The sequence below is a fragment of the Paraclostridium sp. genome, assembly GCF_051657365.1.
Classification (GTDB): Bacteria; Bacillota; Clostridia; order Peptostreptococcales; family Peptostreptococcaceae; genus Paraclostridium.
Genome location: NZ_JBOFKN010000193.1, coordinates 1 through 24,469, shown reverse-complemented (window position 1 = coordinate 24,469; position 24,469 = coordinate 1). Strand labels below are relative to the sequence as shown.

Sequence of the window (24,469 nt, the reverse complement as noted above, 5' to 3'; positions counted from 1 at the left end):
CTCCTTATCTTTAAATGAATCTAATTTTCTAGAATCTATAAAAAACCATTAATTTTTAAAAAATCTTCACTTAGTGAACTTTTATTATTATTTTTATCTATATTCAACCTTAATAATTTTTCTACATATTTACCTATTAAGTCACATTCAAGATTTACTGTCTGTCCTATCTTTTTATTAAGTAATGTTGTTTCACTTGCTGTATGAGGTATTATAGAAACTTTAAAACAGCTATTGTCTATATAAGCCACTGTTAAACTTATACCATCTATAGTTATTGAACCTTTATGTACTATGTATTTTAAAATATCAATTGAAGCTTTTACTGTAATCCATACAGCATTATCTTCTTTTATGAACGATACAATAGTCCCTGTACCATCTATATGCCCACTAACTATATGTCCTCCTAGTCTTTTATCTAAACTTAAGGCTCTTTCTAAGTTAACGTAACTACCAATATTAAGACTTCCAAGATTACTTCTTCTTAAGGTTTCTGTCATAATATCAGCTTCAAAACTATCTCCATTCAAATCCGTTACAGTAAGACATACTCCATTTGTTGCAATACTATCTCCTATATGAGTTTTATTTAAAACCTTATTTGCTTTTATTGATAACTTTGAAGATTTACCACCTTTTTTAATTTCTTTAATAACTCCTATTTCCTCAACTATTCCAGTAAACATCTAGATTTCCTCATCTCCTATATATCCTTGAAGTAAAATATCTTCGTCAACTATTGATACATTCAAATCTTTAACTTTAAAAGCATCTTTAAGTTGTTCTATTCCATTTCCCCCTACTGGAGTTTTTGACTTTACTCCACCAATAATTTTTGGTGCTACATATATTAAAATCTTGTCAACAATTTCAGCTTCTATGGCTGAGTAATTTAAAGTTGCTCCTCCTTCTAAAAGAATACTATCAACTTTTAATTCACCTAACCTAATCATTAATTCTTTTAAATTCACTTTTCCATCTTTTGATTTAGTTTTTATAATAACTACTCCTAGTTTTTCTAAGTAATCTACTTTTTCTTTTTCTACTTTTTGTGTAGTACCAATTATTGTTTTTATATCATTTGTATTTTCTAATACCTTTGAATTTTTAGGAATTCTAAGTTCACTATCTACGATTATTCTTATTGGATTTCTACCTTCTAACATTCTACATGTTAGCTGAGGATTATCCATTATCACTATATCTACTCCAACCATAATAGCAGATAAGTCATTTCTTAATTTATGCACTTGGCTTCTTGATTTTTTTCCAGTAATCCACTTTGATTCTCCAAAAGCTGTAGCTATCTTTCCATCTAATGACATTGCAGATTTTAATACTACAAATGGCTTTTTCTTTTCAATGTATTTAATAAATACTTCATTTGCTTTTCTGCATTCTTCTTCCAACACACCCACCATTACATCAATTCCTGCGTCTCGTAGTTTCTTTATCCCTTTCCCTGATACTAGGGGATTAGGGTCTAGCACACCAATAACAACTCTAGCAATTTTATTCTCTATTATCTTATCAACACAAGGTGGTGTTTTACCATAATGAGAACATGGCTCTAAAGTTATATACATAGTTGCTCCAAATACGTTTTCCTCTGCATTTTTAAAAGCATTTACTTCTGCATGAGCTTCTCCATATTTTTCATGATAGCCTTTAGCTATAATCCTTTTATTTTTCACAATTATTGCTCCAACTATCGGATTTGGATTTACCATTCCCTTTCCCTTAATCGCTAGACTTAATGCAATGTCCATATAGTATTTATCCATACTTTCACCTCCTTATTTTTGATTTTAAATAAACTCCGGGCAATTATAAAATAAAGCCCTGAGAATAAATACTCAGGGCTTTCTATACATTTTATACATAAAATATAATTCTAATTTATTTTCTATAGAATTAAAAAAGCCCTGAAATATTAAATATTTCAGAGCATAAATAACACTACTATAGTACAATACTTTAGAGTAATCTTACGTTTATATTATCTTCTTTCATCCAGACTTTACTGTCGGCTTCGGAGTTTAACCGAATCATGCCATATAGGCTCGCGGGCTTTACCGCCGGTAGGGAATTGCACCCTGCCCTGAAGATCTATTCAATTTTAATTAAATAGTACTCTATATAATTTTATATGTCAACAATATATTTATATATATAATAAAAATAGATTATTATTTCATCATTTATTTATTAATCATTTTCATTTAACCATTTAGTTAAAACTTCTATATATTTTTCATTTTCCTCAACAAATGGCATGTGTCTTGAATATTCAAATAGTTCCCATTTGCTATTAAAAATTCTATCATACATAGTTTTTGCAATGTATGGTGAACATAAATCTATTGCTCCACTAGTTATTAAACACGGTTCCTTTATTTCATGTAATCTGTCTGTAAATTCATATCCAGCAAGGGTACCTGTAGGAGAAAATTCATTATGTCCCCACCCTACAACATATGCTTCAGAACCTGATTTTTTAGGTCTTCTTAAACATTCTGGAGATTCTTCAGTTAACTCTCCTGCACAATACATTTCCATAAATTTTTCTAAGGCATTATTATATTCTTTACTAGAATAATCTCCAGTGTTTACTGCATCAAGTAACGCCTTTTGATCTTGTTTATCCATATATGATATTCTTCTTTTTTGCTCTTTTTCCCAAAGCTTTGCTGAAGAAAGAGTAGATGAAAGAATATATGATTTAATCCCCTTTGGTTTATGTTCAATAGCATACCAAATAGCCTGCATACCTCCCCAAGATTGACCTAATAGATGAATTTCTTCAAGCCCTAGGTGCTTTCTTAGTTCAATAAGCTCTTTTATCCAAGTATCAGCATTAAATAACTCAGGATGACCTTTTACAAATGAATTACCACAACCAATTTGGTCATACATTATTACTTGTCTACCACTTTCTGCTATCTTATCTAATACCTCAAAATAGTTATGCGTAGAACCTGGTCCTCCGTGAAGCAGTACTAATGGCTTCTTTCCTTCTGTTGCTTCTCCTACTATACGATAATAGGTTTTAAAACCTTCAAAAGGCATGTATCCTTCAGTTATTTTCATGTTTATCCCTCCAATTTGTCTTTAGAAACGTTATCCTCTTATTAGCAAGACTATTTTAAAATTCTAAACCATATTCAATTTGTACTTGATTTTTTATACTTCCTTTTATAAATAGTATATCATAAAAAGAAATAATCTCCACCCCAACTATTTTTATATAATGATACCCCTATATCGCGAAATACGACATAGGGGTATCATCCTGATCTTTTAAATATAGATTTATATATTAATCTTCTACAAGTTTGTTTAGTTTATTATCGCATCCCCATAATACTACTCCACATACAATTACAACTACCGCTACTCCACCGTATGCAGATGCAAATGGCATTGTTGATAAAAATTCATATAAATATCCATATACTTTACTAGCAACAAATACTGCAAGTGGCCATATACCAAGCATTAATCCTAAAAGTTTACCTGGTGAGAACTTACTTATAAATGAATTTCCAAGTGGTGAGAATACCATTTCACCTAATGTCATTAATACACCTATCATTACTATCCATAATAAACTTGCTTGACCATCACCTCTTAATATTTCAGCTAACGCCATTACTCCAAATGCTGATCCAAGTAACATCATACCTAATGCAGTTTTTCTAAACATACTTAAATCTCCTTTAGCAGATTTTGCACGTTTACTCCAAACTACAGCTAATATAGGTCCAAGAGCTATACAAGAAAATGCATTTAATGAGTCAAACCAAGCTGAAGGTACTGTAAAGTTTCCTATTACCCAGTTTGCATGATTTGCAGTAGCTACTTCTGGTCCCCAGTGATATACTATTGGCATACTCATTAAGTAATATGCTATCCAAAATACTATAGAGAATACTGTAATGAAAACTATTGCCCCAACTCTTGATTTTTCTTTCTTAGTTAAAGGTGCTTCCCCAGATCTTTCTCCTTTTTTACCTGAGTTTTGTGTAGAATCTCCAGCTTTAAATGGTTGTTTACCAATATCACCAAAGAACATTTTTCCTCCGATTATAAACCAAGCTGCATCTAAAAATAAAAGTAATCCACATATTAAGAATGTACCACCAAATCCAATTGGAGAGAATGCTATAAATGATACGAAAGTTGTTCCTATAAGTGAACCTATATTAACAAATGAGTATTGTATCGAGAATGCTGAGTCAAGATCTTCTTTATTATTGAAGAATCTTCCATTTATCCCCGATAAATTCCCTTTAAACAATCCTGTACCTATTGATACAAGTAAAATCATCGCCCATACTAATCCGATTGATGTTTGTTCTGATGCTTGCCATCCACACATATATCCAAGTCCCATAATTATTGATCCTAAAGGAACACATACTCTTGGACTCACCCATCTATCTGCAATAAATCCTCCAAGTATAGGAGTTAAGTAAGTAAATGCAACTAAGTTTGCACTCATTTTTGCTCCATCACCATCTGTTAATCCAAGTCCACCTGATGCTACTTCTGCAACTATAAATATTAACATTAGCCATCTTGCTGAATAAAATGCCATACGTTCAAATGTGTAAGTTAATGAACAAACATAAAATCCTAAAGGATATTTCTTTTTATTTTTTACTGCATTTTCCATAATCGTCACCCCAATATTTAATTTTTTACATTTCGATTATATCTCTTTATTTCCAGTCAATGACCAGTTGTGATAGTTTTACAGTGTTGTCAATTATAAATATGAAATTATTCCAATTTTGCTAAAATACTGTTTTCTGATGTTTTAAATTATGCAATTTATTTGTATGTGATTGATTGTGATTATATCTGAGATGTTGAATTTTTTACAAATTCCTAGATGCCATTATAGGATTAAATCCCAATAACTTATTTCGAAAATTCTACTTTGATTTTATCAATAGTCTTATTTGATTTATGAATATATGAATTGTGTCTATTCTTATTATTTTGAAAGTATACTAAACCCCCTACCTCCTTATATTTTGTTCCTTACAAGAATTTTAGCGGAAAACATTTTTCAAGTCAATGTAAATATGTTCATTAATTTATTAAAAATCGATTTTTAATAGTACTATTTAAGGAATTAAATCGATTTTTTTATTATTTAAGATATTAAAACTTCACTAAATTTGTATAAGTTATATTGTTTATAATTTAGTATATATTATTACTTTAGATTTTACATCTATACCCCATATCGTGAACTATTGTATTCTCTTATTTATTAGTTATATTTAATTGATATACTAAAAATCTTGATTCTATCTAGTAAAAACAATTTAATTAAAGGAGATTTGTCTGTTGGCGCAGAATTTTAATTTATATTGTAGTATTTTAAACATAAAAGGAGATTCAATAATGAAATATGTTGAGTATGGAAAGACTGGTAAAAAAGTTTCATCAGTTGGATTTGGCGGTTTAAGATTTAATTTAGATAAAAGTAATGAAGAAAATGCAAAATTAGTAATGTATGCTTATGAAAAAGGTATAAATTATTTTGATACAGCACCGGGCTATTGCAATGGACGAAGTGAGGAAATTTTAGGTATAGCTTTTAGACATCTCATTAAAGATGGGAAAAATGATTTTTATGTATCTACAAAAGGTAGACCAACTGTATGTGATACAGTAGAAAAAACAGTATCTTCTGTAAAAAAATCTATTGAAACACTAGGTGTAGATAAAATAGATTTCTACCATGTATGGTGCATTCGAAAAATGGATCACTATGATATAGCAATGAAACCAGGTGGGCAATACGAAGGTTTATTAAAATGCAAGGAAGAAGGTCTAATTGATCATATAGTATTTTCATCTCACCAACCAGGTGATGAAGTTATAAAAGTATTAGATGATAATAAGTTTGAAGGAGTTACAATGGGTATAAACTTATTAAATTTTCCTTATAGATGGAACGGTGTAGAACATGCTTATAATAACAACTATGGAGTTGTAGCAATGAATCCATTAAATGGAGGTTCAATACCAAATCATAAAAATTCACTATCTTTTTTAGCAAAGGAAAATGAAAATGCTGTCGATGCCGCACTAAGATTTAATATAGGCAGTCCTCAAATAACAATATCATTAATAGGCTTTGGAAGTTTTTCTGATATAGACCATGCATGCTATATAGCAGATGAAAATAATATTTATAGCAATGAGGATATCGAAAATATAAAAAACAAATTAGGCGAACATATGAATTCTACTTGTAACGGGTGTGGATATTGTAGAGTATGTCCTCAAAACATAAATACTCCAGCATACATGCTTTTATATAATGAAAAACAAATGTTTAAAAAGAGTGATGAACAGATGATAGATGAAATCTATGGTCTTGAGTGTTGGAACTATACTATGAATAGCGAAGGTAGAGCTTGTGATTGTATAAAATGTGGTAAGTGTGAATATGAATGCACACAACATCTTCCTATAATTGATAGATTAAAAGAAATTGCTATGTGGGAGAAAATTGGAGTTAATAATATAAATGTATAAATAAAATATATAACCAAAATGAAGTACTTACTTAAAATAAATTTAATTATTTTAGTAGGAACTTCATTTTGGTGTATTGAAATTTAAAATCAACTATTTAAACTAAATAATAGGATTTAAAATCTCAAAATTATTAACATCAACTAACCCCTTATCAGTAATCTTCCACTTAGGACTAGTCGATAAAGCAAGAAAAGACAAATGCATAAACGGAGAGTGAATCTTACCTCCAAGCTCACAACTTACAGTATTTTCAAGGGAATCTATTCTTTCACTAACCTCACTGCCGCTAAGCTCATCTGTAATAAGTCCACCAACATTTAGACTTAGTTCATCAACAACTTTTCCCTTATTGACAACAGCAATGCCACCACCCATATCAATAACCCTATTAACAGCTACTACCATATCATAAATACTAGTTCCAACAACAGTAATATTGTGAGTATCATGAGCAATACTCTCTGCAAAAGCACCTCTCTTTAATCCAAATCCTCTAACAAAAGCCTTTCCAATATTACCAGTTCTACCATATCTTTCAACACAAGCAATATATAAAATATCCTCATTAATATCAGCTTCAACCATATTATTTCTTGTATTAAGTTTAACCTCCAAACACTCCGTCAAATTTTGATTGGGAATAGCCTCAATACACCTAGCAACAACTTCTCTTTTATCACTAAAGATTGCTAAATCTTTCTCACATATCTTTTCTAATCTAACAGAATTTTTCACGCTATCAGGATAAGTATACTTAGGTAACTCTATCAAAAGTTCTTTATCTGAAGCAACAAGCTTTCCTTCTATAAATACAGCTTCAACATCCATATCTTCTAAATCATTAATAACCGCTATATCAGCAATCTTAGAAGGAGCCAAAACTCCCCTATCCTCTAAATTAAAATAAGTCGCAGGATTTATAGTAGCCATTTGTATAGCTTCAATAGGGTTTACCCCTTCTTTTATAGTTCTTCTTATTATCTCGTTCATATGACCTAATTCTTCTAAATCCTTAGCCACCATATCATCAGTCGCCAATATACATCTTCTTGAATCCAAGCTTTCTTCAGTCACCGCTTTTATACACTCACCCATATTTTTTTGAGTAGATCCTTCTCTCATAAATACATAAACCCCTTGTCTTAATTTCTCTACACACTCAGCTTTTGTAGTAGTTTCATGGCAAGAACACTTCCCACCTGTACATACTATATGAGCTGCAAGTTCATTTGAAAATAAATCTGGGGCATTTCCATCTACAATCTTTCCTATACTTTTAGCGTAAGTAGTAGATGTCAACAAATCTGTTATTATTTCTGGAGTATTATTATATACATGTTTTGCATTGCTAAAACCTTGAAGTTCTCCTATCCCAATTATATTTTTATAATTAAGTAACTCTTCCATATCCTTAGAATTCACATCTACTCCAGCAGTTTCCAAGCTAGGACAATCTGGAGTTAGTGCTGGAACTACAAATTTTACATAGTTTGGGACATGACTTGCTTCATCTGCCATAGCTTTCATTCCAACACTACCTAGTGCATTTCCTATTTCGTGAGGATCCGCGATTAATGTTGTTGTTCCTGATGGTATTGAAAGTCTTGAAAATTCTGTTACCGTCAACATGCTACTTTCAAAGTGCATGTGAGAATCTATAAATCCAGGAGATAAGTACTTCCCACGAACATCTACAACTATAGTATTTTCACCTATTAATTTTTCACAATCTCCAACCATTAATATGTGCTTTCCTTTTATAGCAATATCTCCCGTATATATTTCCCTAGTCAATACATTTATTATATTTCCACCATACAAAACTAAATCTGCATGATGTTTATCACTCATCAGAGTATCTATTAACTCCTTGTACTCCATTGCTTGTTTTATATATTTCAAATTTAGTCCTCCCACACATCTATATTATCAACTATACCAACTATAGCAGCGTTTATTGAAGAATTACATTTTTTAGCTGCATTTCTAGCTGCGGTTCCTTCTGTATATATTACTATTTCCCCTATTCCTGCACCTACTGTATCTACTGCTATAATTGGTTTTCCTTCTGCATTTTTTCTAAAATCTAGAGGTTGTGTTATCATCAACTTACTTCCAACTAGTGTTTCATCTTTTTTAGTAGCAACTACAGTTCCTACAACTTTACCTATTTGCATTTTTATCCCCCTTTTTAATCATTAGTTAAATATTATTTCTATTTTATATTGTTTTATATAATCTTTGGCCATCGGAGTTATTATAGAATTTTTTGGTATGTTTATAGTAGTTGTATTTCTAGATTTGATATCATTTAAAGTTATTATTTTTCTTTTTTCTTCTATATTTTTATTATCTTCATCAGTACTATTAAAGTTTAAAAGTTTCATTATAGCTTCTATATTTGGATGATTTATAGGTATCATTATAAATGGATTAGTATTATCTTCAATATTATTAAATATTTTATCCTTTGTAGTTTTCATACTAATCTTATTTAATATATTTTCAGTAAACTCTTTTTTATCTTTCATTTAATTAATCTCTACTTAATATTACTCTTTCAACTTCTGAATGTGGTCTTGGTATTACATGAACTGAGTGAAGCTCTCCTACATTTCTAGCTGCTTCTGCTCCAGCATCTACAGCAGCTTTTACAGCCCCTACATCTCCACTTACCATAACAGTTACTAATCCAAATCCTATTTTTTCATATCCCATTAAAGTTACATTTGCAGATTTAACCATAGCATCTGCAGCTTCTACGGCTCCTACTAAACCTTTAGTTTCTATCATTCCTAGCGCTTGCCCCATAATATATACCTCCTTATTAATTATCCTTATTATTTTCTAATTCTTCTTTTTTAAGTTGTTTTACTTTTAAATTTTTCTTAAATTCATTTATTAAAACATCTATTTCCTCATGGGGTCTTGCTATCGTTTTAGAGGATACAATTTTACCAACTCGATTTCCTGCTTCTACCCCTGCATCTATCGCTGCATTTACTGCTGCGACTTCTCCTGCTAATTGTATATTCACACTTACAGATTTGCCTACACCTATTACCTTGTCATATCCAATTAGCTCCACATCAGCTGCTTTACAAGCTGCATCAAGTGCTGCAAGTGCTGTTGTAAGTCCTATAGCTTCTATCATCCCTAGGGCTTTTCTCATAATGATCCCCCTTATTTAGATAAGTCTTTTAAACTAATCATTTTTTTATTACCTTTATCATTAAGCTTAATTTTCATATCTTTTTTACAGCTTTTATCATTTAAACTACTTAAAGCTTTCAGTTCTATATTGTTATTTTTATTAACTTTTTGACTTATAGTTTCATTTTTTTCTATTTTAGAGTTTCCATTATTATTTTTCAAATCATTTAAATTAACTTTATTTTTATTTTTCACCAATATATTTTTAAGTATAGCTTCTTCTGATTTTCCTATATTTATAGAAGTATTTTTAACTTCGTTTTTATTATTTGTATTTTTTTTATTAAGAGCTAAATCTGATATATTCTTCATCACGCTCATAGTTAAGAAATCTGCCATTTAAATTTCCTCCTAAAGTATTTTGCTTACTTCATCATGAGGTCTTGCTATTACATTTGTAGATATTATCTCAGCTATCTTACTTGCTGAATCTTTCCCATTTTCAACGGCTGCATTAACTGCTGCAACATCACCTCTAACAATCGCTGCAACTATTCCAGATCCAACAAAATCAATATCTACAAGTTCAACGTCAGCAGATTTAAGCATCGTATCTGCAGCTTGAATCGCTCCAATTAAACTTTTCACTTCTACTATTCCAAGTGCTTTCAAGTTTTTTCCCCCTTTTAACCTTTAAGAAGCTAGAAATAATCATTTATATTAATATCTTCATAACCAGGAACTACTGCTCTATCAAATAATTCATTATTTAAAGGCTTTGTAGCATCTATCCCCATCTTATCGCTCAAACCCTTATTAACATGAGATGCCTCTAGTGGACTACCTAATGCATTTTTTATTATAATCACATCTTCACTCGCTTGAACTCTTGAAGATATTGCAAACTCTACATCGCTATAATCATATATATCAACATCACTATCAACTATAATTACATGTTTTAAATCCTTGCTGCTCCCAAGAGCTGCTAATATTGCACTTTTGCCGTCCCCTTCATTTTTCTTATTTATTTTCACGATAGCGTGAAGTCTACATCCACCACCTACAGTTACATTTACATCAACTATATCCACTATATTTTTTAGTGATGTATATATCTCAACTTCTCTAATGAGACCATTCGCTAAATGTTCTTCTCTTGAAGGAAATGCATGTTGAAATATTGGATTATCTCTATGAGTTATAACATTAATATCTATAGTTGGATGACTAACAATATCTCCATAATATCCCATCAACTCTCCAAACGGGCCTTCTATAACTTTCTTATTAGGATTTAGCTTACCTTCTATAACAATTTCTGCATATGCTGGAACTAATATATCTATACTTTCACATTTTACAACTTTTAAAGGTTCTCCTTTTAAAGCACTATATACCTTATACTTATCAAGCCCATACCTAGAAGAACTTATTTGGGATGCAATTAAAAGCTCTGCATCATATCCTAAAACTACAGCACAATCTATACTTTTATTATTTGCTTCACAATCTTTTATAAGTTTATTAAGATGTGGAGATGCTCCCGACACCAAAGCACTAATATTATCCTTTGAATTTACTTGAAACCTTCTAACAGCCATATGTATATCACCAGTATTTGGATCTTTTATTATAAGCATGCCAGAAGTTATAAAATTTGACGAATCTTTTTCATGTGAAATAGGTATTGGAAACATCTTATTTATGTCAATATTTCTACTTGCTATATTTTCTTTAACTGGACCACTACTAACTTCTATATAATCTATAGGATTTGTTATAGCATCCATAAACTTATATATTCTATTATCACTATTTAAATCCATCAAATCATAAAAAATTTCCCTCTTACCATAAACTCCTCCAGCCAAACTAATTTTATGATTTTTAACATTATTAAAAAGTATAGGGACTTCATTTTTAAAATATTTTAAAACTCCTCCAACCTCAAATATCGGATCCACACATTTCTCACAAACTTTTAAATACCCAAGCTTATCTAGCTTGTCCATGGTATATCTAAACATTTGATTTTCCAACCTACTCACCCCATCTCTTTAGCATATCATGTTCTATCCCAACTTGATCTAAGCATCTACCAACAATAGAAGTAACAATATCACTTATATCCTGAGGATGATTATAAAAACCAGGAGATAACGGCATAATAGTAACCCCTAAATTAGAAAGTTTTAACATATTGTCAAGATGAATAGAACTAAGAGGAGTTTCCCTAGTAAGGAGCACCAACCTTCTTCTATCCTTAATACAAACATCAGCAGCACGAGTTAACAAACTATCGCTAAACCCATGACAAACAGCCGATAAAGTCTTCATAGAACAAGGAACAACAACCATACCATCAACCTTAAAAGAACCACTAGCAACAGGTGCAGCCAAATCATAATTTTCATAATAAAAATCAGCCATATTCTTAAGTTCTTCTAAACTAACACCACACTCATGACTAACCACATACTCGCCCATATTACTAACCACCAAATGACTCTCAACCCCAAGTTCCCTCAGAGCCTTTAAAAAACCAAGAGCATAAATAGCGCCACTACCACCGGAAATACCAACAATAATTTTCATAAGCTTTCATTCCAATCTATATCTTTTTTCTCTTCTATTTTCTCTTTTTTTCTCCAATAAAGGTACATAGTTTTTAAATAGTTTGGTAAGCTTCATAAGGCGAGGGGGTGAATGTGGGAGGTGCAGCGACATTTAAAAGCACGCCCCACCGCTTGTATGGAGCAAACCGCCCACATTCACCCCGAGCCCCGAAGCTCACCAAACAAAAAACTACTCTACCTTATTCTCAGTGTCTCCTCCGCCAGCCCAAGGATCTAGGCCTTTTTCCCAAGCATCTATATACTCATCAATAGTCATAACCTTAGTAAAGATGCTCAAATCACGAAGCCCCGCCTCATGCATCTCATCATTTTTCGAATGAACACCATCACTTAAAGTAATAACCTTATACGCATTATATAAAGCATCACTAGCAGTACTTCTAACACAAACATTAGTCCAAACTCCAGTAACAACTACTGTGTCAATATTTTCCTCTCTCAAATACAAATCTAAATCCGTATGAGCAAAGCCACTATGTCTTCTCTTAGGAACAATATACTCCTCACCCTCAGGATAAAGTTCCTTTATAAAATCAGAACCCCAAGTTCCCTTAACCGCATGACGAGGTCTAACCCTGAAATCAGCATCATTTTTTCTATGAGCCTCTTGAATATGAATCAACTGAACATCATCAAGCCCTCTAGCATTTCTCTCCCTAACCCATGCAAAAAGTTTTTGAAGATCCGGAATAATCTGCTCTCCACCAGGACATCTAAGAGGAGCCTCCTCCCCAACAAAATCATTTAACATATCTATAACAACAATACCGTGTCTTTTCATAAATACCCCCACATATATTTTTATTTTCTCTCTTCCTCTAAAAATCATTAAGTTTTAGTATAGCTAAAACTTAATATTTTTATCTAACTTACTTATTTGTTGACGTTTAGTGAATTTACCGAATCCTGGTTTAACTTTTATCCCCTTTATACTCTTAACATGATCAACTATTAATTCAGGATGATCTTTTCTATAGCTCACCTTATACTCGCCACTTGTCAGCTCATATGGATTATTAAACAGAACGTCATAGTTCTCTAACTCACCTAAAACTCCAGCTTCACCATCTTCATAAACTAAATTACCTCTAACAATAGTTTTATCTATTCTTCCTTTTAGCTTCATACCTTCAAGTGGAGTATAACCACACATAGTAACTAAATCTTCTTTCTTAACAGTCCATTCTTTATCTAAATCAATCACAGTAAAGTCAGCATCTGAACCTATATTTAAAGCACCTTTCTTAGGATATAAACCATAGTGCTTAGCAGCATTAGTACTTAAAATATCAACTAATTTACTCAAAGTTATCCTACCTTTATTGTATCCTTCACTAACTACCACAGGAACCATAGTCTCAACCCCTGGTATACCTGGGAACGAAGTCCATATATTCATGCCTTCTTTTAACTTCTCACTCTCTATTTCATATGGAGCATGATCTGTAGCTATAAAATCAATACTTCCATCATTTATACCTTTCCAATGCTCTTCATTGTCTTTTTTAGTTCTAAGAGGAGGAGCAATTTTAGCTAAAGGTCCGTATTCTGTCATAGCATCTTGGTAATTTAGAGTTAAATAATGAGGACAAGACTCACTAGTTACATCTATTCCTCTCATCTTAGCATCCTTAACTAACTTAGCACCAATTCCAGTACTCATATGCACTATATGAAGTCTAGCTTTACTAGCTTCTGCAAAACTTATTCCAAGTTCTATAGCTACCTTTTCAGCCAACTCCATTCTAGCTTCAGCCCAAGCTGGTCCATCAATTCTTCCTTCTTCCCTAAACCTATTCACATAGAAATCACACATTGCAAAGTTTTCAGCATGTATTCCTATTGGAAGCCCTGTTTCTGATACTGCCTTAAAGCATTCAAACATTTCAGGATCTGTAACTCTTGGATAAGTTGGAACTGACGGAGTCATATATACCTTAAAAGCTACTACTCCATAATCTGCTTGTTCTTTAACATTATGCATCCATCCTTCTCTAACATCTTCTCCTGTTACTCCTCCCCACATAGCATAATCTACTACTGCTTGTGGACCACATATACTAAGCTTAGTTTCAAGTTGTTCTATACTTCTAACTGAAGGTACTGAACAACAAGGCATATCTATTATAGTTGTAACTCCACCAGTAGCAGCTGCTGCTGTTCCTGTTAAGAAGTTTTCTCTATGTGGAAATCCTTGATACATAAAGTGAGTATGAGAGTCTATGCATCCTGGCATAACTAAGTTTTTATTAGCATCTATAACTTCTTTAGCATCTATAATATTTATATCTTCAACAAACCCTACTATTTTCTCGTCATTTACTAATATATTAGTAAGTACCATTTCGTCTCCTTGAGGTATGTTGGCATTTTTTATAATTAAATCTATCATATTTCCCCCCCTATATCCATTAAATGAGTTTCTAATACTTGCCCATTTCTAAAATCTTCTAGCTGTAAATAATAGTTAAAAGTATCTAATACATAATCAAGCTTTATTGGCCCAACTAATTGACTTCCTGTTACAATTACACCATATCTTTGAGCTTCTCTTTTTACAAATTCAAAAGCTCTGTGTATAGGAGTTTGATAGCAATCTAACAAGTTCATAGAAACTACTACTCCTTCTTTTTCAGGGAACTTTATTCCAACTGCTCTAACTGTACTAAATCCACCACTTGGTCCTCTAAGTGCCTTAGCAATTTTTCTAGCTATATCAACATTTTCAGTCCCAAGGAATATATTATAAGCTGTAAGCCCATTAACTTCTGCACTAGATAATGTAGCTCCAGATTTTTCACTTAATAATCCGTCAATACTTAAATCTGGTTTTCTATTATTGTATTCTTCTTGTCGGCTTTCATCGTCTTTTATTTCTTTTAAAAGATCACGAACTCCCTCGTATTGACCTTTTCTTATATATGCAAATGCCTTTCTTTCTTCTGTACTAGCACTTTCTCCTGCAAAATACACCGGAACTTTACTTTCCTTATGTAATCTTTCACCAATTTCTTTAGATAAAGCTACACATTCTTCTATTGTTATATTTTTAAGTGGGAATATAGGTAGCGTATCTTGTGCTCCTATTCTTGGATGCGTTCCTTTGTGTTCTCTCATATCTATAAGTTCTATAGATTTTTTAGCCATATTAACAAGAGCATCTTTAACGCCTTCCGGCTCTCCTATAAATGTTACTACTGTTCTATTAAAATCTGCTTCTGGTTCATAACTTACTAATTTAACATCTGAATTTCTAACTACATCTACAATAGCTTCTATTACGTCTTTATCCTTTCCGTTGCTAAAATTTGGTACTGCTAATACATATTGTTTCTTCATAAAATTATCTCCTTATCTTTTTTTAATTTAATAAGTAGATAAACTATTAAAACAAGCAAATCTTCATTTATCCAAACTTATGAATCTATACTAACCCTGTAAATTTATCTTTGGTTATTTCTATTTTTATAAATTTTATATTTACGCTTGTTTAATAAATTATATTTTGGAAACTTTGTGAATATAACTTATAAATAAACTTTTTTAAGGAGGTGTTTATATGAGCTTTAAAATAATTGATTTATCTCAAGAAATTTTTCAAGGCATGTCTGTTTTTCCTATGCACCAACCAACATTTATAATGACTAATATGACGCATGAAGAAAACATGAAAAAAACAGGTAGCAAAACATTAGGCTTCTCTGCTAGAAACTTACTTATTAGCGAACATGGTGGTACTCACTGTGATGCTGTATGGGAATATAAACCTAGTGGTGAAACTATAGAAAATATGCCTCTTGATTATTTTTGTGGCAGTGCTATTTGCATAAATTTAAGTCATATCCCCTATAGCAGGTATATAGAAGTTTCGGATATTAAAGATGCTTTAAACAAAGATAATCTTGAGATAAACAAAGGTGACATAGTACTAATGTATACCGCTCACTTTGACAGAAATTTTGGAACTGATAAATGGCAAACAGAGTATTCAGGACTTAGTTATGAAGCAGCTACATATTTAGCTAAATTGGGAGTTGTAAATATAGGTGTTGATGCCCCTGCAATAGATCATCCTGATGATTTAGACTTTTCTGGTCATTTAGTTTGTGGTGAATTCGATATTTCAAACACAGAAAATTTATGCAACTTAGATAAAGTAGTTGGAAAAAGATTTTTATATTTTGGTCTACCTCTTAAAATACGAGGTGGGTCAGGTTCTCCTATAAGAGCAATTGCTCTTTTAGAAAATTAGTATATAATAATCCATTTTAAATTGGGAGGAAATTATTATGAGTAAAAAGAATTCTTCTCAAAAGATTAAAAATAAAACAAACACAGGATTACTTTATAAAATAGAAGATAGACCAAACCTTCAACTTTCTATACTGCTAGGTTTTCAACATATAGTTGCTGCTTTTGGTGGTATTGTTGCAGTTCCTTTAGTAGTAGGTCCTGCTATTGGACTTGATATACATACTACCGCCATGATGGTTAGTGCTGCTATATTTATAGCTGGCATTGCAACTATAATTCAAGCTAGAGGAGTATCTAAGGTTGGATCTAAACTACCATGTATAATGGGTACTGACTTTACATTTGTAGGTCCATCTATAGTCGTTGGTAGTTCTATGGGGCTTGCCGGAATATTTGGAGCTACTATACTAGGTTCTTTTATAGAAATGATTTTAAGTAGATTTATAAAACCACTTATGAAATTTTTCCCACCAGTTGTTACTGGCACTGTTGTTACTTTGATAGGCCTTACTTTAATACCAGTTGCAATGGATTGGTCTGCCGGTGGAGTTGGATCTTCTACCTATGGAAGTATAACTAATATTGGTGTCGCTTTACTTGTTATGATTATTGTCATAAGCTTTAATATTTATGGTAAAGGTATTCTTAGCAGTGCTTCAATATTGATAGGAATGTTTATAGGTTACTTAGTGTGTATTCCTCTAGGACTTGTAGATTTTACTCCTATAAAAGAAGCTAGTTTAATAGGTTTACCTGGTATTCCTTTAGTTTTAGAATATGGTATTAAATTTAGCTTGGTCGGAGTTATTCCTTTTGCTATAGCTTATTTGGTAACTACAATAGAAACCGTTGGTTGTTTAATCGCTATAGGTGAAGCTGCTGAAAAAGAAACTACTAGTGAAGAAATAAGTAGAGGTGTATTAGCTGATGGTGTTGGAAGTTTTCTAGCTGGATTATTTGGTGCTGGTCCTAATACATCGTTCAGTCAAAATGTAGGTCTTATTCCTATAACTAAAGTTGCAAGCCGTCATGTTGTTTTTGTTTCTGGAATTATCATGATGATTCTTGGAATTTTTCCTAAACTAGGTGCTTTGGTTGCTTCTATCCCTAATCCTGTTTTAGGTGGTGCTGGAATTGTAATGTTTGGTGTTGTTGCTGCTAGTGGCATCAAAACTTTAAGTAGAGTTAATATGAGTAATAGAAATTTAATTATAATATCTGTTTCCTTAGCTCTAGGTCTTGGTATAACTACTAGACCTGATTTATTAGCTAATTTACCTGAAGCTTTTAAAATGTTATTTGGTTCAGGTATAAGTACTGGTACTATATCTGCTTTAATTCTTAATTTAGTTTTAAAAGATAAAAGGTAAGTTTATTGTAAAAAACATGGATTTTAAAATACTATGCCAATTAGTATATTTTGAGATCCATGTTTTTATGATTTCAAATATATAATTTAATTATTTTGAAGATAATTTATTTACATATAATTTATACTTTTTTAAATTTATACTTAATAAAATTAAGCACATGAGGATATTTGCTTACTAATATTTACTTTTTTAAATTTAAATGCTATAATAATTAGATACATAATAATACAAACCAATAAAATAAAAGGGGTGATTTAATGGAGTTTACCTACATTAATGAAATCCTTACTCTTAATTTAAACATTGTTGCTACTATAGCACTTGCGTGTTTTTTAATAATATTTGGAAAATTTATTAGAAAACAAATTCCAGTTTTAGACAACCTATGTATACCAGGTCCAGTTATAGGTGGTATATTATTCGCAATTTTAGTATTTGTACTTAAACAATATGATATATTAAACATTGTCTTAGACACTAGTTTACAATCTACATTTATGGTGGCGTTCTTCTCTACTGTAGGTATAGATGCAAGTTTTAAGCTGTTAAAAAAAGGTGGAAAATCAGTATTCATTTACTGGATATTCTGTATAATCCTTATTTTTGCACAAAATATAATAGGTTTATTAGGTGCAATGCTAACAGGACTCGATCCACTAATGGGATTAATGTGTGGAGCTATTTCAATGGGTGGAGGCCATGGTACAAGTGCGACTTTTGGTCCAACTTTAGAATCAATGGGAGTTGTAGGTGCTAATACAATAGGACTTGCCGCTGCTACTTTAGGTCTTATATCAGGCGGATTAGTTGGAGCTCCAACTTCTAAATTTTTAATTGAAAAATATAAGTTAAAACCTAAAAAAGAACCTGTTGTAGATTTCCACGAAGGTATTCCTGATGAAGAAGGTATACACAGTGAAATAGTAGACTCAGATGCATCACTACCAACTGCTTCTAAGATAGATACTTCTCAATTTATAAAACATTTATTTATAATCAGTACTTGTATGACTATTGGTTATGTTGTTAGTGAATTTATAACTACTATTACAGGTTATGTTTTACCTGAATATGTAGGTGGTATATTAGTTGCTATGTTATTTAGAAATGCAAATGATAAATTTAAAGTAGTTGATGTCGACTACTCATACTTTGAACTTTTAGGTAATGTTAGTTTAAAATTATTTTTAACTATGGCTCTTATGAGTATTAAACTTTGGGAATTAAAAACTCTTGGACTGCCAATGTTAATCATAGTTTTAATGCAAGTAGTATTTATAGTGTTATTTACTATATTTGTAATGTTTAAATTATTAGGTAAGGATTATGATGCGGCCGTTATGGTTGGAGGATTTATAGGACATGAACTTGGTGCTACTCCAAACGCATTAGCAAATTTAAATTCAATATGTGGTAGATATGGGTATTCTCAAAGAGCATTTTTCACAATACCTATAGTATGTGCTTTCTTAATAGATTTAGTGGCACTGCCTACTATAATAATGTTTATAAATATGTTATCGTAGTATAAATTTAAATAGGCATATATAACTTAATTTAAGTTGAGAATGTCTATAGATTTGTGTAAATAGATTTATTTATAATTAATATTACTGGAAATTACTGATTCCAGTAATATTTTTTTATTTCTATGGAGTACTAATAATGGTATTCTTTACACTTTTATTATGTGTTTAATTTAGATGGTTATACACTAAATTAAACATTATTTCAAAAAAATTAGATTGTATAGATAATCCTGCTGATAATCAAATAAAGTTGATAAATTAGACCAATTGCTATACCAAGAATCTTTTACAATAGAGTACTTATTGTACCATTTTTTTAAGTATATCTAAATTTTCAAGGGTAGTTTCTTCATTAAATGTCTTATATACACTCCTTAAATCTTTGGTAAACTCTCTTTGCCTTTTGATGATATATATTTAAATGAATTTTTAATTTGATGTACTATACAAGTTTGTATATTAACATCTGGGTAGACTGTTTTTATTGCTTCTGGAAGTCCTTTTAATCCATACAAGCTATTAATATATCATCTAAGCCTCAATTTTTAAGGTCATTACATACTGATAACCAAAACTTTGCTCCTTCAGATTCACCTATCCAAATCCCTAAGATATCTTTTTTACATTGCATATCTAAAGCTATTATTATCATCTCGTACACTCATTCCACATGCATAGAGTCCTATTATTTTTTTATCTAGTTCATTACATACTGTTTCATATTTTTTAACAACCTTAGATTCAAATTGAGATTCTCTGTCTCTTGGAATATCTAATCCAACTTCACCAAAACTACTACTTATTATTTTAGAACTGTATCCATTTCGATAGTTTGTATTATTTGAACCAGATCTTTCATGTTTTTCTCTTCCTAAATGATCTTCCATTGTCTTACACTTTTTTATTTCAGCTTGATAATCTACATCTGGAATAATTAAATCTTTCATTTTTAAAATACCTACATTAAAGTTTTATATGAATATTGTTCCAAATTTACCATTTTTATATTCAATAATTACCTAACTTTTTCTACACTCTTTAACTTCCCATCAAAAATAGTTACAACAATATCAGCCATCTTAGCAATCCTCTCATCGTGAGTAATCATAACCAAAGTCTGCCCAAACTCCTTAACACTCATACAAAGTATATCCATAACCTCTTGACTAGTCTTACTATCTAAATTTCCAGTAGGCTCATCTGCAAATACTATAGAAGGCTTATTCGACAAAGCCCTCGCTATAGCAACCCTCTGCTGCTGTCCTCCAGACAACTCATTAGGAAACTTACCAACCTGTTTCTCTAACCCCAACGCTTTAACAATCTCATCAACATAACTCTTATCCACCTTCTTATGATCCACCGACACAGGCAAAATTATATTATCATAGACATTCACAATAGGAATCAAATTAAAATTCTGAAAAACAAACCCAAACTCTTCAACCCTAACCTTAGACAGCTTATCATCATTTAACTTATATATATCTGCATCTCCTAAATAAACATTCCCCTCAGTAGGCTTATCAAGCCCTGCCATACAATGTAGCAATGTACTCTTACCACTGCCACTCTCCCCAACTATTACAGTAAACTTTCCGCTCTCTATCTCCAAACTAATTCCATTAACAGCCTTAACCGCATTCTCCCCTTTTCCATATATCTTTTTTAAATTATCAACTCTTATGCTCTTCTTCATTTCTCAATCCTCCATAACCTGTTCTAGTCTTCATTTATTCCATCAATTATATCTATCTTATCTATAGATTTTGCTTTCATATATCCTACTAAAAAAGCAAATAAAACCATTATCACCGTAAATATAATCGCTTCTTTTGGAGGCATATATATTTCTTTAATTTTAATATCCATACTAAGCTGATCGATAAATGTTTCTCTGATATATTTAAGATATTTAAAATCCTTTATTCCAATAACAATAGTAGCAATCAAACTCCCTATTAAAGCATAAGTTACAGATTCCCAAACTACTAATTTTTTCAATGATTTCTTGTTTAATCCTACTGCTCTTAATATAGAAAACTCTCTTAAATTATTCTTTATATTTAAACTAATAGTTATATACATATTAAATAATGCTGAAACTAATACCAATAAAAAGACTATCGTTATAAAATTAATTTCAATCTCACGATTATACTCTTCGCTATGGTTAACAATTAGATATTTATTATTTGATTTTATATTGTCTAAAATTTGATTTATAGTTTTATAACTTTCTTCTTTAGCATTAAAGAATATTTCTTGATTATAAAATCCATTAGTTATTTGATTAAAATTATCAAAGTTCATCACTACTCTAGGCCCAGTACGATTTATTTCATAATTTTGGTTATAATCATAATCTAAAATAGCACCAACTCTACATTTTAAATTTTTATGACAATAATTTCCATAAGCATCTATAGTTATTACTTTAAAACTAAGTATATCCCCTAATTTTAAATCTTTTATAACAGATTTATAAACTCCATCCTTTATAGAATAAAAACTATTACATATAGCAACATTTATGTACTCACTCTTTTTATCATTTAAATGTTTTATATCTCCTTCGTTTACAAGTTCCTTTAATTTATCTATATCTTTCATTCCTTCAATTGTCGAGTATAAATTTTGGGTATTTAGATTACTTTCTTCTTCTGGATATTCATCCATATAAGCTTTATTTAATTTTTCATTATTTATTATCAAAATTCCTCTAGCATAATTTTCTACCCTTAAATCTTTTACTCCGTCTATATTCTTAATCTTCAAAATATCTTTGTCACTTACTTTTTCTATACTTTCATTAGTATTAAATTCAGGGCTTATAATATAATCGTATTTATGAGGTGAATATGACGATTGTTTATCCATTTGTTCATGAATATAATCTAAATTAGTAGCAAATCTCTGTATAACCATAATCCCACTAAAAGATATAACTATAACAGAAACTAAAGTTTTTGTTTTTTTCCTAAATAAATTATTCTTTAAAAGAGTTCTTGTAATATTTTTATTAAATCTTGTTTTATATCGTACTTTATCTGTACTATGTATAATATCTATAGGATATTTTCTTAATGATTTTAAAACAGGAATAAATACTGTAATCAATAATACAAGTAAAACGATAGACAAAGCTTTAAATACAATAAAGTATGGTATATTTAATTTAACTTTACTAAAATCACTTATATCAAACATGTTTATAGTTAAAATTGTACTCATAGCATACCTTGCAAATATAATGGAACTTATAAAACCTATAATGGAACCCACTGCAAATAATATAGCAATTTGAATTAAATAAAACTTAATTACATTTTTATTAGACATTCCAATAATTCTTAAATAACCTATTTGTCTTACAAGCTTTGTAAGAATTATATTAAAGAAATTTACTATTGTAAACGCTGCTATGACTGTAATAAATATTTTAGATTGCACTTCATTATTTTCTTGTTGGTCTTTGAAAAGTCTAAGAGTTGCATCTAAGTATTCATTACTCGATATTCCACTTATACTATCTTGTCTTATATCTACACTGCTATCTAATTTTGGATTATAATCTTCTCTTAATTTTGAAAACTTTGCATCTAAGTTATTTGGATTTACACCTTTTAAATTAAATACTGTATCATAATTTAATAGTTCTTTTGGTATTAATTCTTCATCAGTTTTAGCAAATGTGAATAGTTCTACTCCTCCCATTGCTCGTTGATTTCCAGTTGTATAATATAGTTCTTCTTTATTTATAACTCCTACTATTTTATATTTAGTTTTTTTACTGTAAATTTTTTGTTGCCCATTTACTGTATATTCTATTTTATCTATAGCGGAAATACTTTTATTTAATTTATCTTCTTTAGATTTTTCAAATACTTTTTTATCTACAACTATCTCGCCATTATTTTGTGGAAGTCTGCCTGATACAAGCTTATAGTTAAGTGCTTTTAAATAATTTTCATTATATGTATAAAGTTTAGAAGTTAATCCATCACTTGGAATAAACTCGCCTAAATCTTCAACTGTGTTTACGTTGTAAACTCCATCTACTTTTTTTAATCTTTCAATATTTTTTTTATTATTAGTTTTCAATGTACCATCATAATAACCTGCAATCTCTCTAGCCATTTTTATTTGGTTTAACTGTACACTATTTGATCCAATATCAACCCCTAAAATAAGAGTTATTGCAACAACTATACATGCTATTATTGAAATAGATTCTTTTTTATTTTTTCTTAAATATTTTAAAGCTAATTTAAACTCAAACATTCTCTTTTAAATACCTCCTTATGCTAAATTACCCTACATTATTAATTTCAAAAAAACTTGGTGTATACAAAAAAATAAGAGGCCTCTCGTATATGTACAAAGATAACACTCTTATTTTTTTCAATCAATATAACCAGCATAAGTGGTATTTTTTTCGTTCCAACTAGCATGAATAATGTATTATTTTAATCTATTGGTATATAAATATTTATTGTAAATTTGTTTTCTTCATCTATAATTTCTAAATCTCCATTATATTTACTTAAAGAAGATTTTATACTTTTTAGTCCTATTCCATGTAAAAACTTATCTTTTTTACTAGTAATTATTTTCTTATTTTTAATTTTAACTTCGTTATTTTTACTATTTTCACACTTTATTATGTAATAAGATTTGACTATTGTTCCTCTAATATTTATATACCTATTATCTTCAACTTTTTTACAAGCTTCTATAGCATTATCTAAAATATTAGAAAATATAGATGATGTATCTATCATTTCTATAAAATCACATTTTAAGAAATTCATATCGCAAAACAATTCTATATTATTTTTATCGCATAAAAACTTTTTTTCATTTAAAATTATATCTAATATCATATTTTCAGTATTAAAAGTAGTTTTATATCCTCTTAATTCCTCATTTATACTATCTATATATTCATTTA

23 protein-coding genes, 1 pseudogene and 1 riboswitch are annotated in these 24,469 nt (G+C 30.3%); of the genes and pseudogenes, 4 read left to right on the top strand and 20 right to left on the bottom strand.

The window, feature by feature from the left end:
- Window positions 1–35 precede the first annotated feature (35 nt).
- The 4 genes from ribE to ACRCYC_RS15170 all read right to left on the bottom strand — a co-directional run bounded on the left by ribE (window position 36) and on the right by ACRCYC_RS15170 (window position 4,681).
- On the bottom strand, window positions 36–689 hold the full coding sequence (gene ribE, locus ACRCYC_RS15185; protein WP_438619958.1) for a riboflavin synthase: 654 nt from the start codon (window positions 687–689) through the stop codon (window positions 36–38).
- Window positions 690–1,787, bottom strand: coding sequence for a bifunctional diaminohydroxyphosphoribosylaminopyrimidine deaminase/5-amino-6-(5-phosphoribosylamino)uracil reductase RibD (ribD, locus tag ACRCYC_RS15180; protein ID WP_438619957.1), 1,098 nt, complete (start codon window positions 1,785–1,787; stop codon window positions 690–692).
- Between the two features lie 213 nt (window positions 1,788–2,000).
- A riboswitch (FMN riboswitch) is annotated at window positions 2,001–2,116 on the bottom strand.
- Window positions 2,117–2,211: 95 nt separating this feature from the next.
- Window positions 2,212–3,093: a proline iminopeptidase gene (gene pepI, locus ACRCYC_RS15175; RefSeq protein WP_438619956.1), complete on the bottom strand. Its 882-nt coding sequence runs from the start codon at window positions 3,091–3,093 to the stop codon at window positions 2,212–2,214.
- Window positions 3,094–3,322: 229 nt separating this feature from the next.
- The gene (locus ACRCYC_RS15170; RefSeq protein WP_438619955.1) at window positions 3,323–4,681 is read right to left on the bottom strand and encodes a peptide MFS transporter; all 1,359 of its coding nucleotides are present in this window, start codon (window positions 4,679–4,681) and stop codon (window positions 3,323–3,325) included.
- Between the two features lie 740 nt (window positions 4,682–5,421).
- Here ACRCYC_RS15170 and ACRCYC_RS15165 point away from each other — a divergent pair.
- Window positions 5,422–6,564 (top strand): aldo/keto reductase, encoded by a 1,143-nt coding sequence (locus ACRCYC_RS15165; protein WP_438619954.1) that lies wholly within the window; start codon window positions 5,422–5,424, stop codon window positions 6,562–6,564.
- Window positions 6,565–6,666: 102 nt separating this feature from the next.
- On the opposite strand, the gene ade is transcribed toward ACRCYC_RS15165, so the two are convergent.
- From ade to ftcD, 12 genes are all read right to left on the bottom strand, one after another.
- Complete coding sequence (gene ade, locus ACRCYC_RS15160) at window positions 6,667–8,469, bottom strand: adenine deaminase (protein WP_438619953.1); 1,803 nt, start codon at window positions 8,467–8,469, stop codon at window positions 6,667–6,669.
- A gap of 2 nt (window positions 8,470–8,471) precedes the next feature.
- Window positions 8,472–8,744 carry a EutN/CcmL family microcompartment protein gene (locus tag ACRCYC_RS15155; protein ID WP_438619952.1) on the bottom strand — a complete coding sequence of 91 codons (273 nt, stop codon included), beginning with the start codon at window positions 8,742–8,744 and terminating at the stop codon, window positions 8,472–8,474.
- A 21-nt stretch (window positions 8,745–8,765) separates the two neighbouring features.
- The gene (locus tag ACRCYC_RS15150; protein WP_438619951.1) at window positions 8,766–9,098 is read right to left on the bottom strand and encodes a hypothetical protein; all 333 of its coding nucleotides are present in this window, start codon (window positions 9,096–9,098) and stop codon (window positions 8,766–8,768) included.
- A gap of 4 nt (window positions 9,099–9,102) precedes the next feature.
- Entirely contained in the window at window positions 9,103–9,381 is a 279-nt protein-coding gene (locus ACRCYC_RS15145; RefSeq protein WP_270659173.1) for a BMC domain-containing protein, read from the bottom strand.
- Between the two features lie 13 nt (window positions 9,382–9,394).
- Window positions 9,395–9,739, bottom strand: coding sequence for a BMC domain-containing protein (locus ACRCYC_RS15140; protein WP_438619950.1), 345 nt, complete (start codon window positions 9,737–9,739; stop codon window positions 9,395–9,397).
- Window positions 9,740–9,750: 11 nt separating this feature from the next.
- Entirely contained in the window at window positions 9,751–10,119 is a 369-nt protein-coding gene (locus ACRCYC_RS15135) for a hypothetical protein (RefSeq protein ID WP_438619949.1), read from the bottom strand.
- A 12-nt stretch (window positions 10,120–10,131) separates the two neighbouring features.
- Window positions 10,132–10,392, bottom strand: a complete 261-nt coding sequence (locus ACRCYC_RS15130) for a BMC domain-containing protein (RefSeq protein WP_438619948.1) — start codon at window positions 10,390–10,392, stop codon at window positions 10,132–10,134.
- Window positions 10,393–10,421: 29 nt separating this feature from the next.
- Window positions 10,422–11,762, bottom strand: a complete 1,341-nt coding sequence (locus ACRCYC_RS15125; protein WP_438619947.1) for a UbiD family decarboxylase — start codon at window positions 11,760–11,762, stop codon at window positions 10,422–10,424.
- A 1-nt stretch (window position 11,763) separates the two neighbouring features.
- A complete protein-coding gene (locus ACRCYC_RS15120; RefSeq protein WP_438619946.1) occupies window positions 11,764–12,318 on the bottom strand; it encodes a UbiX family flavin prenyltransferase in 555 nt (184 codons plus the stop codon).
- A 210-nt stretch (window positions 12,319–12,528) separates the two neighbouring features.
- A complete protein-coding gene (locus ACRCYC_RS15115; protein ID WP_438619945.1) occupies window positions 12,529–13,140 on the bottom strand; it encodes a cysteine hydrolase family protein in 612 nt (203 codons plus the stop codon).
- A 63-nt stretch (window positions 13,141–13,203) separates the two neighbouring features.
- Window positions 13,204–14,751: a dihydroorotase gene (locus tag ACRCYC_RS15110; protein WP_438619944.1), complete on the bottom strand. Its 1,548-nt coding sequence runs from the start codon at window positions 14,749–14,751 to the stop codon at window positions 13,204–13,206.
- Window positions 14,748–15,698, bottom strand: coding sequence for a glutamate formimidoyltransferase (gene ftcD, locus ACRCYC_RS15105; RefSeq protein ID WP_438619943.1), 951 nt, complete (start codon window positions 15,696–15,698; stop codon window positions 14,748–14,750). Before ftcD ends, ACRCYC_RS15110 begins: the two co-directional genes overlap by 4 nt.
- 220 nt (window positions 15,699–15,918) lie before the next feature.
- Here ftcD and ACRCYC_RS15100 point away from each other — a divergent pair, with 220 nt between their 5' ends.
- The 3 genes from ACRCYC_RS15100 (at window position 15,919) to gltS (ending at window position 19,512) form a co-directional block, all read left to right on the top strand.
- Window positions 15,919–16,611, top strand: coding sequence for a cyclase family protein (locus tag ACRCYC_RS15100; RefSeq protein WP_438619942.1), 693 nt, complete (start codon window positions 15,919–15,921; stop codon window positions 16,609–16,611).
- Window positions 16,612–16,648: 37 nt separating this feature from the next.
- The gene (locus ACRCYC_RS15095) at window positions 16,649–17,983 is read left to right on the top strand and encodes a uracil-xanthine permease family protein (RefSeq protein WP_438619941.1); all 1,335 of its coding nucleotides are present in this window, start codon (window positions 16,649–16,651) and stop codon (window positions 17,981–17,983) included.
- A gap of 260 nt (window positions 17,984–18,243) precedes the next feature.
- Window positions 18,244–19,512 carry a sodium/glutamate symporter gene (gene gltS, locus ACRCYC_RS15090; protein WP_438619940.1) on the top strand — a complete coding sequence of 423 codons (1,269 nt, stop codon included), beginning with the start codon at window positions 18,244–18,246 and terminating at the stop codon, window positions 19,510–19,512.
- A gap of 230 nt (window positions 19,513–19,742) precedes the next feature.
- Here the strand turns inward: gltS and ACRCYC_RS15085 are convergent.
- From ACRCYC_RS15085 to ACRCYC_RS15070, 4 genes and pseudogenes are all read right to left on the bottom strand, one after another.
- Window positions 19,743–20,462 (bottom strand): annotated as a pseudogene (locus tag ACRCYC_RS15085) (transposase); the annotation flags it as partial.
- Window positions 20,463–20,530: 68 nt separating this feature from the next.
- Entirely contained in the window at window positions 20,531–21,214 is a 684-nt protein-coding gene (locus tag ACRCYC_RS15080; protein ID WP_438619939.1) for an ABC transporter ATP-binding protein, read from the bottom strand.
- 23 nt (window positions 21,215–21,237) lie between these two features.
- Window positions 21,238–23,799: an FtsX-like permease family protein gene (locus ACRCYC_RS15075; RefSeq protein WP_438619938.1), complete on the bottom strand. Its 2,562-nt coding sequence runs from the start codon at window positions 23,797–23,799 to the stop codon at window positions 21,238–21,240.
- Window positions 23,800–23,984: 185 nt separating this feature from the next.
- A partial coding sequence (locus ACRCYC_RS15070; RefSeq protein ID WP_438619937.1) for an ATP-binding protein occupies window positions 23,985–24,469 on the bottom strand: 485 nt, incomplete at its 5' end.

Bases quoted from the DNA above. Each gene is read 5' to 3' on its own strand.
- ACRCYC_RS15095 (WP_438619941.1), top strand. From the start codon at position 16,649: ATGAGTAAAAAGAATTCTTCTCAAAAGATTAAAAATAAAACAAACACA.
- ACRCYC_RS15155 (WP_438619952.1), bottom strand. From the start codon at position 8,744: ATGCAAATAGGTAAAGTTGTAGGAACTGTAGTTGCTACTAAAAAAGAT.
- ftcD (WP_438619943.1), bottom strand. From the start codon at position 15,698: ATGAAGAAACAATATGTATTAGCAGTACCAAATTTTAGCAACGGAAAG.
- ribD (WP_438619957.1), bottom strand. From the start codon at position 1,787: ATGGATAAATACTATATGGACATTGCATTAAGTCTAGCGATTAAGGGA.
- ACRCYC_RS15135 (WP_438619949.1), bottom strand. From the start codon at position 10,119: ATGGCAGATTTCTTAACTATGAGCGTGATGAAGAATATATCAGATTTA.
- gltS (WP_438619940.1), top strand. From the start codon at position 18,244: ATGGAGTTTACCTACATTAATGAAATCCTTACTCTTAATTTAAACATT.
- pepI (WP_438619956.1), bottom strand. From the start codon at position 3,093: ATGAAAATAACTGAAGGATACATGCCTTTTGAAGGTTTTAAAACCTAT.
- ACRCYC_RS15150 (WP_438619951.1), bottom strand. From the start codon at position 9,098: ATGAAAGATAAAAAAGAGTTTACTGAAAATATATTAAATAAGATTAGT.
- ACRCYC_RS15140 (WP_438619950.1), bottom strand. From the start codon at position 9,739: ATGAGAAAAGCCCTAGGGATGATAGAAGCTATAGGACTTACAACAGCA.
- ribE (WP_438619958.1), bottom strand. From the start codon at position 689: ATGTTTACTGGAATAGTTGAGGAAATAGGAGTTATTAAAGAAATTAAA.
- ACRCYC_RS15120 (WP_438619946.1), bottom strand. From the start codon at position 12,318: ATGAAAATTATTGTTGGTATTTCCGGTGGTAGTGGCGCTATTTATGCT.
- ACRCYC_RS15115 (WP_438619945.1), bottom strand. From the start codon at position 13,140: ATGAAAAGACACGGTATTGTTGTTATAGATATGTTAAATGATTTTGTT.
- ACRCYC_RS15075 (WP_438619938.1), bottom strand. From the start codon at position 23,799: ATGTTTGAGTTTAAATTAGCTTTAAAATATTTAAGAAAAAATAAAAAA.
- ACRCYC_RS15080 (WP_438619939.1), bottom strand. From the start codon at position 21,214: ATGAAGAAGAGCATAAGAGTTGATAATTTAAAAAAGATATATGGAAAA.
- ACRCYC_RS15110 (WP_438619944.1), bottom strand. From the start codon at position 14,751: ATGATAGATTTAATTATAAAAAATGCCAACATACCTCAAGGAGACGAA.
- ACRCYC_RS15170 (WP_438619955.1), bottom strand. From the start codon at position 4,681: ATGGAAAATGCAGTAAAAAATAAAAAGAAATATCCTTTAGGATTTTAT.
- ACRCYC_RS15165 (WP_438619954.1), top strand. From the start codon at position 5,422: ATGAAATATGTTGAGTATGGAAAGACTGGTAAAAAAGTTTCATCAGTT.
- ACRCYC_RS15100 (WP_438619942.1), top strand. From the start codon at position 15,919: ATGAGCTTTAAAATAATTGATTTATCTCAAGAAATTTTTCAAGGCATG.